Source organism: Aeromonas sp. PrichA-15, from assembly GCF_017939245.1.
Classification (GTDB): domain Bacteria; phylum Pseudomonadota; class Gammaproteobacteria; order Enterobacterales; family Aeromonadaceae; genus Aeromonas; species Aeromonas caviae.
Genome location: NZ_JAGKRH010000326.1, coordinates 1 through 652, shown reverse-complemented (window position 1 = coordinate 652; position 652 = coordinate 1). Strand labels below are relative to the sequence as shown.

At 58.6% G+C, this 652-nt stretch carries 2 protein-coding genes; both read left to right on the top strand.

What is annotated here, in order from left to right:
• Positions 1-272 (top strand): hypothetical protein (locus J9889_RS22890; RefSeq protein ID WP_246878172.1); only part of this gene is annotated, 272 nt, incomplete at its 5' end.
• A complete protein-coding gene (locus J9889_RS22885) occupies positions 269-631 on the top strand; it encodes a hypothetical protein (RefSeq protein ID WP_043170869.1) in 363 nt (120 codons plus the stop codon). The genes J9889_RS22890 and J9889_RS22885, both read left to right, overlap by 4 nt.
• The last annotated feature ends 21 nt before the right edge of the window (positions 632-652 follow it).

The following is a 652-nucleotide window of genomic DNA, read 5'->3' as shown; positions in this document are numbered from 1 at the left end:
CAAGACGTGCTGACCCGGCTGTCACTGTGGGAGCAAGCACCCTGGGGAGAGATGTGATGGATCTCTACATCACCCTGACAGTGGCAAGCTCGCCACCGAGTTCAATGGCCCACCTAGCCCAACGTGTCGCCGATGACATGGCACACCTGCATCACCGTCTAGGGGATGGGGTGAGCGATGAACTGGGCATCAGTATCAGCTATCTGGTCGAACAGTTTGCGCTGCTGGCAGCTGCTTACCGTTCACCGGAGGAAAAGGAGAAACACCCATGATCGAATTCAACGACAGCTTTAGCCAGGCCTCCGTAGCGGAGGCCATGTGTGCTCACTCAGGGCTTGCCAAGCTCATCAGTCAGCAGTTGATGCTGCCGGGCTTTGCCTATGCCCACGATGTGGAGGGGCGACGTATTGGTGGCCCGCTGGTGGCCCCCAACCCTGTGTTGCACAAGACCACGCTCTTTGTCAGTCCACGGGATATGCGTGAGCACCTGCCACGAGAGATTAACTTCGCCCGCTTTCGCTGCGCCTGTAATGCAGCGGGTCAGCCGGTCGGTGAGTGGCAACGGGTAATTGTCGGGGCCTACGTCAACCACGGTAGTAATGACAAGCCGGATTGGAGTAGTCACACCTGAGCCACGGCCACCAGCACACAC

Coding starts and splice junctions, on each gene's coding strand:
- J9889_RS22885 (WP_043170869.1), top strand. CDS start 269: ATGATCGAATTCAACGACAGCTTTAGCCAGGCCTCCGTAGCGGAGGCC.